Consider the following 7,145-nt stretch of genomic DNA (forward strand, 5'->3'; position numbering starts at 1 on the left):
CGACGCGGGTCAGGTCGTGACGCGGGCCGGCCCGAGTTCCGTCGCACTCGGCGCCGCCTACCGGGCGTGCTCCGCGGCCGTGGAGTCCACGCGCCGCCGGCCGCTCCCGTCCCGGACGTAGTAGCCGTAGCAGCGCACCAGCGGGAGCTCGGGACCATCCTCCCGGATGCACACCACCGATTCCGCCTGCCTGCCCCACCAGGTGCGCTCGCCGCGGTACACCAGGCGCAGCGAATCCGCGTCGCCGGCGCAGAAACCGTACGGGCGGAAGGCCGCGTCGAACGGCAGCAGCACCACGAACCCGTGCCGGCGCTCGGTGGCCGGGAGCCGGAACGCACCGGCCGAGTCGGTGGTCGCCTCGACCGCGGGCCGCTCGCAGGACGAGCCGCCGTACCCGGTTGCGACGCCCACCCGGACGCCGGCCACCGGCTCGCCCGTCTCGTCGCGCACGACGCCGACCACCGCCGGCGAGAGCGGCTCTCGCCAGTGAATCGGGAGGCAGCCGGCGAGCACGAGGGCGAGCGCGACGGCAGGGCCCAGCCGCGCGACGGCCGGCGGCACGCGGTCCAGCATTCTAGTCCCCGTGCTTCACCGCCAGCAGGCGGAACGCCCAGACGCTCAACGCCCCGCTCGCCAGGATGATGAGGGCGACGCCGACGACGAACCCCGGGTCCGACTCCGGCTTCCGCAGGCCGGCCACCAGCTCCACGACATGCCACGCGGCCAACAGCCCGAACAGGACGCCAGTGCACGCCAGGTACGCTTTCACGCCCGTGCTCACGTCGCCACCTCCCACTGGTATCTAACGCGCCGCCCGCCCGGTCGCCCGCCGGGCGGGCCGCCGGAACACCTGCTCTCCGGCCGGGGATCCGGCGACCCCCCCCGGCGTACGTGTCGAAGGACGCGCCAAAGCGGCGGCGCAGCGTCGGCTCCTCGTCGCCGATGGCGCGACCGTAGGAGCGGCGCTCATGCCGGGCGGGGGTGATAGCCGTCCGGCTCGAACGGCGAGAGCTTCTCCATCCACAGGGCCTTCAGGGCCTCCAGATCCTCCGCGGGGTCGTAGTCGGGCGTGTCGGCCGGCTCGAGCGTGTCCAGCACCTCGAACGCGAAGCTCGCCGGGCCGAGGGCGTTCCAGTCCTGCTGCAGGGCGCGATTGGCGTGCGCGTCGAGGCTCAGCTGTGCGCGCTGCCGGTTCAGCATCGAGGGCAGGTCCCGGCTCGAGACGAGCAGCACCCTGCCGTTGGTGAGGTTGCGGACCACGCCGACGCCCATCGGGCGCGGCGTGTCCTTGTACCGGCGGCTGAGGGCCTTCCGGTCGACCGTCATGGTGGAGCGGCGCGCACGGTCGGCGCCCGGACGCCTCAGCGCCCCCGGCGCCCCGCGGCCGCACGTTGCGCGGCGACACGCGCCTTGACGAGTCGCGTCACCAGTCCCGATGGCAGCGGCTGCTCGAGCGGGAATCGAATCGTGCCCTTCGACGTCTCGTACCCCTTCAGGGCGGCTGCGTGGGCGCGCCGGATGGCGGCGGTCATCGGGTAGAGGCTGCAGTGGCGCGCAAAGGCGGCGTACCACACCAGGATCCGCCCGTCGAGCCGGAAGGCGGGAATCCCGTAGCTGTAGGCCTCCACCGCCCGGGGCGCCGCCGACCGGATCGCCTGGCGCAGTGCGCGGAGGCGACGCCGCGCGTCGGGCGGCAGCTTCGCGAAGTAGGCGCGCACCTGCGCCGGCGCGTTCCCGGCGCCGCTCCGGGACGATGCACCCCGTCCGGCGCTCACCGACGCCGCCCGAGTGCGGCGGCGAGCAGGGCGATGCCGCCCGCGAGGTCGCACCCCGCGCACGCCCGCAGCGCCGCGACGGCGCCGCGCAGGGCCGGCCCGTGCCGATGCAGCGTGGCGGCCGTGGTGATCAGGTGTGCCGCGAGCAACAGCGCGGCCACGCCCGCCACGGCCACGAGCGCGCGGCGCAGCGAGACGCGGACCGGCTCCACGCGGGAGGCGGCCAGTGCCGCGGCCGCGGCGGAGACGTTGAGCAGCGCGTTGCCCCACAGCCCGCGAACCGCGCCCTCCGGCGTCGCGAGCGGGAACGTGTCCGCCCCAGCCGGCGGAACCGCGGCGATCACGACCACGAGGGCCGCGACGACCAGCAGGACGACACCGACGACCAGGACGCGCATCGGCCACGAGTTCATCGCCGACTCCTGCGAGGGAGACGCCGGGTGCGATTATTGCCGCCCGGCCCGATGGGCGCAAGCAGAGGGCGGGATGGCGGCGAGGCCGGCGGCGCTTGCGCGGCTCCGGCCCCGCGCCACCCCGCCGATCCCTCCATCGTGGCCAACGACGTGCCGAAGCTCGATGCGCCGCGCCGGCGGTTCCCGCGCCTCTACCGGGGCGGCTGGGCGCGGCCGGTCGGGCGCAGGGGCCTGGCTGCCCCCAGGCGCTCGCGATGCCCGCAGTAGCCGCGCGCGTATCTGGCGAAGTCCGCGGCCGACAGCTTCGCCCCGATTTCCGGCACGCCGTCCCACACGGCCTGCGCGTGCTCCAGGTCCGCGCACGCCTCCATCGGGCACTCGCCGCAGCTGCCGAATCCGTTGCGGACGCAGCAGCGGCGAGCCTTGCAGCGCCGGCTGGTGTGGAACAGGTCGCGCTCCGGCCCCAGGCAGCCGCCGCACGAGATGTTGGCAGCCGGCTCCTTCAGCCCGTAGATCCGGCGCCACGCCGCCGCGATCCGCCGCTGATAGGCCACGCCCTTCTCGGCGGCGTGGTACGCCGGGCACTCCGAGCACATGACTCCGCAGGCCGAGATCATCGCGCCTCACCCTCCTCGCGACCCGGCTCCGGTCGGCGCGCGGCTGGACGCGCCTGGCGCGCTGCCCCCCCCCGGCCGGCCGCGCTGCCGCCCAACGTATACCTCCCCCGTCAGTCCAGCGTCAGGGCGGAGCCGCTGCGGCTCAGTTCCGGATTCCCCCCGGTGCCGGGAACGCCGTCCGCCGGCGCCGGAGCCGCCGGACGATGCTCTCGATCTGGTGCAGGTGTGTTTCCTCGTGCTCGGCCATGTGCTGCAGCGTCTCGTTGACGTCGGGATCGACGTTCTTCTCCTCGTGCGTCAGGAGATGCGCCGCGAAGTCCGCCAGCGACCAGCCGTCGCAGACCCCGCTGGCCTCACAGGCCGCCTCGTTGGGGCAGTCGCGGCACGCGGGCACGTCCTCCTGCGGGCGCGCGAATTCCTCTTCCGTCACCTGGTCCAGCTCCGCCAGCAGCGAGAACCTGGCCTTCTCGATCCGGCAGACGTACGGCACGTCGGCCGGCTCGAGGTCCGCCAGGAGCTTGTGCAGGTAGCTCGCTCTGACCGAGGCGAGCCGCTCGAGGTAGTCGCGCTTGGGCAGTCCCTTGTGCTCGGGAGCGATCCGGCCGGGTCCCCACAGCCATTCCTTCTGCATCCGGGCCTCCGTGCCATTCGCGGTGACTTCACTGAGCAGCGTGCTGCTCGTCGCTCAGGTAGCCGGCGGCGCAACGACCTCGAACCGGCCGATCGCCCGCTCGGTGAGGGTCAATGCCTCGCAGGCCGCGTCGAGCGCCGCGTACTCCTGCTCGCGCGCCGCCCGAAAGGCCCGGTAGGCGCGCTCGCTCTCCCAGTGATCGAGCGTGAGGTAACGCCCGGGCCGCTCGAGGTCGCGCAGCAGCACGGTGCCGCCATAGCCCTCCGCGGACCGGAACAACCGCGCCCACGAGCCGTCGGGCCCGTAGTGCCGCTCGAACTCGACCTCGCGCCCCGGGCGAACCTGGAACTCCCACACGTGCACCTGCCGATCCACGGGTGGCCTCACAGTGCCCGCCGCCGCACCGCCGGTCAGCCGGCACCCACGGCGCGCCGCGCGAACCGCCGCGGCCACCACCGGCCCACCCGGTTGCAGTAGTCCTGGTACTCGCCCCCGAACATCCGCCGCAGCGTCGGTTCCTCGTACACCAGCACGAACAGGTGGCACACCACCAGGAACGCCGCCGCGAAGCCGAGCAGCGCGACCGACCGGTACACGAGGGCGGCCCCGGCCAGGGCGAGCCCGGCCCCGACGTACATGGGATTCCGCACCACGCCGTAGGGACCGCGGGCCACGAGCCGGCGGGGCGGATCGAACGGCGCGGGCGTTCCCTTCCCGACGAGCGCGAAGGTGAGCACGCACCAGACGGCCAGGCCGGCTCCGGCCGCGCCCGCGACGACGCCGGCGACCCCGAGCACCCCGCCCGGCACGGGACCCACGATGCCCGACCAGCGCAGGACCCGCGCGGGCAGGAACACCAGGACGAAGCCGACGAACAGCGTGGCATAGGTGATGGCGCGGACGATGACGGCCGTGGCAGCCTCCCGTGACGTGGTAGAGCGCCGGGCGCCTAAGGCCCGGTGGCCGATACGAACCGGGTGGACCGGTACACCTGCAGCTGGAGCGACGCAGTAGCTGCGTCCCCGGCCTCCCCTCGAAAGTACACGGCCGGCGCCCCCCACTGTGCCCCGGTGTTGTGCCGGCCGCCGCACTCGTTGTCGAACAGCGTGGCCGATCGCCCGCCCACCTTCTCCGCGAACCGGTCGTTCGAGCAGCGCTCGCGCATCTGAGCGTTCGCCGCTGACTGCATGGCGGACGGCGAAGGCATCGCCCCGGTCCCACCCACCGGGACCAGGACGATCACGGATCCGGTCACCACGTCGCGCGGCCCCGGTATTCCGGTGCCCCAGGTGACCGACCCGTCTGCGCTGTGCCACGTGCGCCCGTCCGCCGACCGCCAGTCGGCCGGCACGCAGAACGTGAATCCGTCCGCCGTCACCAGCTGCCACGACGGCGCGGCCGGCGCGCCGGGGGCGGCGCACGACGCGACCGTGGTGCGGGCGGCCGGGGTCCACATCGGCGGGCTGCTCGCACACGCCTGGAGCATCGCGAGGGCCATCGGAGCCAGGTGCCGCATCCTACCCTCCCGTGGCGTCACCCGTCGAGCGCACCAGCCCCCCTCCTTCGGCGGCGGGCGGCGCCGGACGCTCGCGCGGCCACGCGACATCCTAGGTGCACCGCGTCACGCGAGCGTTAGGGCGGGCCGCCGATCGCGCCCTGGCGCAGGTATGGCCGGCGGGCCGATGGCGCTGGCCGCCGTCGGGCCCGCTTCCGCCCGGAACGGACGGTCGCCACGGCGTCGCAGGAGGATCGCGCGCCCGAGCCGCCGCGCGCCGAGCCGGGGCCCGTCACTCCGCGAGGCCGGCACCGAGCAGCCAGATGATGCCGAGCGCCGCGAGCAGCGTCCCCGCCGCGAAGGCCAGTCCGACCATCACCATCGGGGGACCCCAGACGAGCGACGAGAGGCCGGCCGCCGTCGCCAGCGAGCCGGCCCAGGCGGCTCTGACCGGGCGGCCCCAGCTGCGCCACCGGAACGACGTGAGCACGGTCGCCAGGCTCAGAAGCCCGCCCGCGACCTGCACGGCGGTCTCGACTCGCTGGCCAAGCGTGCGGGACCGGGGAATCTGCTGGATCGCGCCCGAGATCACCCCCCAGGCCAGCACCACCAGGAGCAGCACTGCGACGACCAGGAAGATGCGCCGCACGACCGGGCGAAAGCTCGACGGCTCCCTCACTGTGCCGGCCTCACCACCCCGCCGAGGGCCGCGAGAACCGCCTCCGCGTCGACGACCGTGCAGTACTCGCCGTCCAGGTTCGCGAGCGACATGTCGTGCACCTCATCCGCCGTCCGGAGCCGTCCGCTCCAGTCTCGCCTGGCGAAGGTGAAGCAGGCGTCCGCCACCAGGAAGACCTCGAACCCCAGGTTCCCGGCCATCCGCACCGTCGCCTCCACGGAGTTGCTCGTGCTGACGCCGGCGACCACCAGCGTCCGGGCTCCGGCTGAGCGCAGGCGTGCCTCGAGATCCGTGCCGATGAACGCGCTGTTGGTGCGCTTGGCGAGCACGACCTCGCCCGGGACGGGGGCGGCCTCCGCCTTGAACTCGTGGCCGACCTGGCCGGGACGGTACGTGGACGCCGGCTCGGGCGAGTCGTGCCGCACGTGGATGCGCGGCAGGTCCCGGGCGCGCCACGCTTGCAGCAGACGAGTGATCGTGCGCTCGGCGGCGAGGTTGTTGCGGGCGCCCCAGCTCGGGTCGTCCACGGCCTTCTGGAGATCGATGAGCAGCAGCGTGGGATTGACCAGGCGCAGGACCGCATCTCCATCGCTGGCCGGACCGCCCGTGTGCCCGGCGTCCACCGCATCGGGCACCCGGGGGGCGGTCATCCGCGCCTGCGCAGGAACACGTGCAGGGCGCGCTCGCCGGCGACGTGGCTGGCGCACTCGTAGCCCAGCGCCGGCAGGTTCATGCCCGCGAGCAGAGCCTCCCCGGCACCGAGCAGGACCGGACGGATGGCCAGGTGAAGCTCGTCGAGGAGCGCGGCGGCCAGATACTGCCGGATCGTGGCGACGCCGCCGCCCACGCGGACGTCGCCTCCGCCCGCCGCCTCGGTCGCCTGCCGCAGGGCGGCGTGGATGCCGTCGGTCACGAACCGGAACTCGGTGCCGCCCGTCATGCGCAACGGAGGCCGAGGGTGATGGGTCAGGACGAAGACGGGCGTGTGGTACGGCGGCTCGTCGCCCCACCAGCCCTTCCAGCTGTCGTCCGGCCACGGCCCCCGAACCGGGCCGAACATGTTCCGGCCGAGTATCCAGGCCCCGATGCCGGCGAACCCCTGCCCCGCCACGTCGTTGTCGAGCCCCGTCTCGCCGCCGGTCGGATTGCCGTTCATCGCCTGCCATGTGCGTGTGTGGAAGAACCAGTCCATGAGCAGGGGGCCGCCCGCGCCGAGCGGATTGGCCAGGTCCTGGTCGGGCCCGGCGCCGAAGCCGTCGAGGGACATCGCGAAGCTGTGGACGCGCACTCTCGTCACGAGGCGGACCTCGCGCCCGCGTCCCGTCCCTCGCGCTGCCACAGCCCGCCGATGCCGGTCACGTTCTCCATCCTAAAGCTGCTTCGTGGCTTCGACGCACGTGGGGCCGCCGAAGCTGTCTGACTGCGGATCCCAGAAATCACCCTCCAGGCCCAGGCCGGCGAAGATCGCGCGCATCTCGTCCGCGCGGGGGCGTCGGGACGCTTCCTGCAGTCGACTCGCATACCACGTCGTCGCG

Annotated in this window: 13 protein-coding genes; all 13 read right to left on the reverse strand. The window is 73.9% G+C overall.

Going from position 1 to position 7,145, the window contains the following annotated elements; all coding sequences use genetic code 11:
- Nucleotides 1–57 precede the first annotated feature (57 nt).
- The 13 genes from VMF70_14870 to VMF70_14930 all read right to left on the reverse strand — a co-directional run bounded on the left by VMF70_14870 (nt 58) and on the right by VMF70_14930 (nt 6,907).
- Nucleotides 58–573 carry a carboxypeptidase-like regulatory domain-containing protein gene (locus VMF70_14870; protein HTT69305.1) on the reverse strand — a complete coding sequence of 172 codons (516 nt, stop codon included), beginning with the start codon at nt 571–573 and terminating at the stop codon, nt 58–60.
- A gap of 1 nt (nt 574) precedes the next feature.
- Nucleotides 575–781, reverse strand: a complete 207-nt coding sequence (locus VMF70_14875; GenBank protein ID HTT69306.1) for a hypothetical protein — start codon at nt 779–781, stop codon at nt 575–577.
- Between the two features lie 185 nt (nt 782–966).
- Nucleotides 967–1,326 carry a GIY-YIG nuclease family protein gene (locus VMF70_14880; GenBank protein HTT69307.1) on the reverse strand — a complete coding sequence of 120 codons (360 nt, stop codon included), beginning with the start codon at nt 1,324–1,326 and terminating at the stop codon, nt 967–969.
- A gap of 35 nt (nt 1,327–1,361) precedes the next feature.
- Nucleotides 1,362–1,775 carry a DUF1801 domain-containing protein gene (locus VMF70_14885; GenBank protein HTT69308.1) on the reverse strand — a complete coding sequence of 138 codons (414 nt, stop codon included), beginning with the start codon at nt 1,773–1,775 and terminating at the stop codon, nt 1,362–1,364.
- Nucleotides 1,772–2,188 (reverse strand): hypothetical protein, encoded by a 417-nt coding sequence (locus VMF70_14890; GenBank protein HTT69309.1) that lies wholly within the window; start codon nt 2,186–2,188, stop codon nt 1,772–1,774. The genes VMF70_14885 and VMF70_14890 overlap by 4 nt, the downstream gene beginning before the upstream one ends.
- Before the next feature lie 191 nt (nt 2,189–2,379).
- Nucleotides 2,380–2,805 carry a DUF3795 domain-containing protein gene (locus VMF70_14895; GenBank protein ID HTT69310.1) on the reverse strand — a complete coding sequence of 142 codons (426 nt, stop codon included), beginning with the start codon at nt 2,803–2,805 and terminating at the stop codon, nt 2,380–2,382.
- Nucleotides 2,806–2,947: 142 nt separating this feature from the next.
- Nucleotides 2,948–3,436 (reverse strand): hypothetical protein, encoded by a 489-nt coding sequence (locus VMF70_14900; protein ID HTT69311.1) that lies wholly within the window; start codon nt 3,434–3,436, stop codon nt 2,948–2,950.
- Between the two features lie 54 nt (nt 3,437–3,490).
- Entirely contained in the window at nt 3,491–3,811 is a 321-nt protein-coding gene (locus VMF70_14905; protein ID HTT69312.1) for an antibiotic biosynthesis monooxygenase, read from the reverse strand.
- Between the two features lie 35 nt (nt 3,812–3,846).
- The gene (locus VMF70_14910; GenBank protein HTT69313.1) at nt 3,847–4,293 is read right to left on the reverse strand and encodes an isoprenylcysteine carboxylmethyltransferase family protein; all 447 of its coding nucleotides are present in this window, start codon (nt 4,291–4,293) and stop codon (nt 3,847–3,849) included.
- A 92-nt stretch (nt 4,294–4,385) separates the two neighbouring features.
- Nucleotides 4,386–4,952, reverse strand: coding sequence for a hypothetical protein (locus tag VMF70_14915; GenBank protein HTT69314.1), 567 nt, complete (start codon nt 4,950–4,952; stop codon nt 4,386–4,388).
- 271 nt (nt 4,953–5,223) lie between these two features.
- A complete protein-coding gene (locus tag VMF70_14920; GenBank protein ID HTT69315.1) occupies nt 5,224–5,610 on the reverse strand; it encodes a hypothetical protein in 387 nt (128 codons plus the stop codon).
- On the reverse strand, nt 5,607–6,260 hold the full coding sequence (locus VMF70_14925) for a cysteine hydrolase family protein (protein ID HTT69316.1): 654 nt from the start codon (nt 6,258–6,260) through the stop codon (nt 5,607–5,609). The genes VMF70_14920 and VMF70_14925 overlap by 4 nt, the downstream gene beginning before the upstream one ends.
- The gene (locus tag VMF70_14930; GenBank protein HTT69317.1) at nt 6,257–6,907 is read right to left on the reverse strand and encodes a dihydrofolate reductase family protein; all 651 of its coding nucleotides are present in this window, start codon (nt 6,905–6,907) and stop codon (nt 6,257–6,259) included. Before VMF70_14930 ends, VMF70_14925 begins: the two co-directional genes overlap by 4 nt.
- Nucleotides 6,908–7,145: the final 238 nt, after the last annotated feature.

This window comes from Gemmatimonadales bacterium, from assembly GCA_035502185.1.
In the GTDB taxonomy this organism is placed as follows: Bacteria; Gemmatimonadota; Gemmatimonadetes; order Gemmatimonadales; family JACORV01; genus Fen-1245.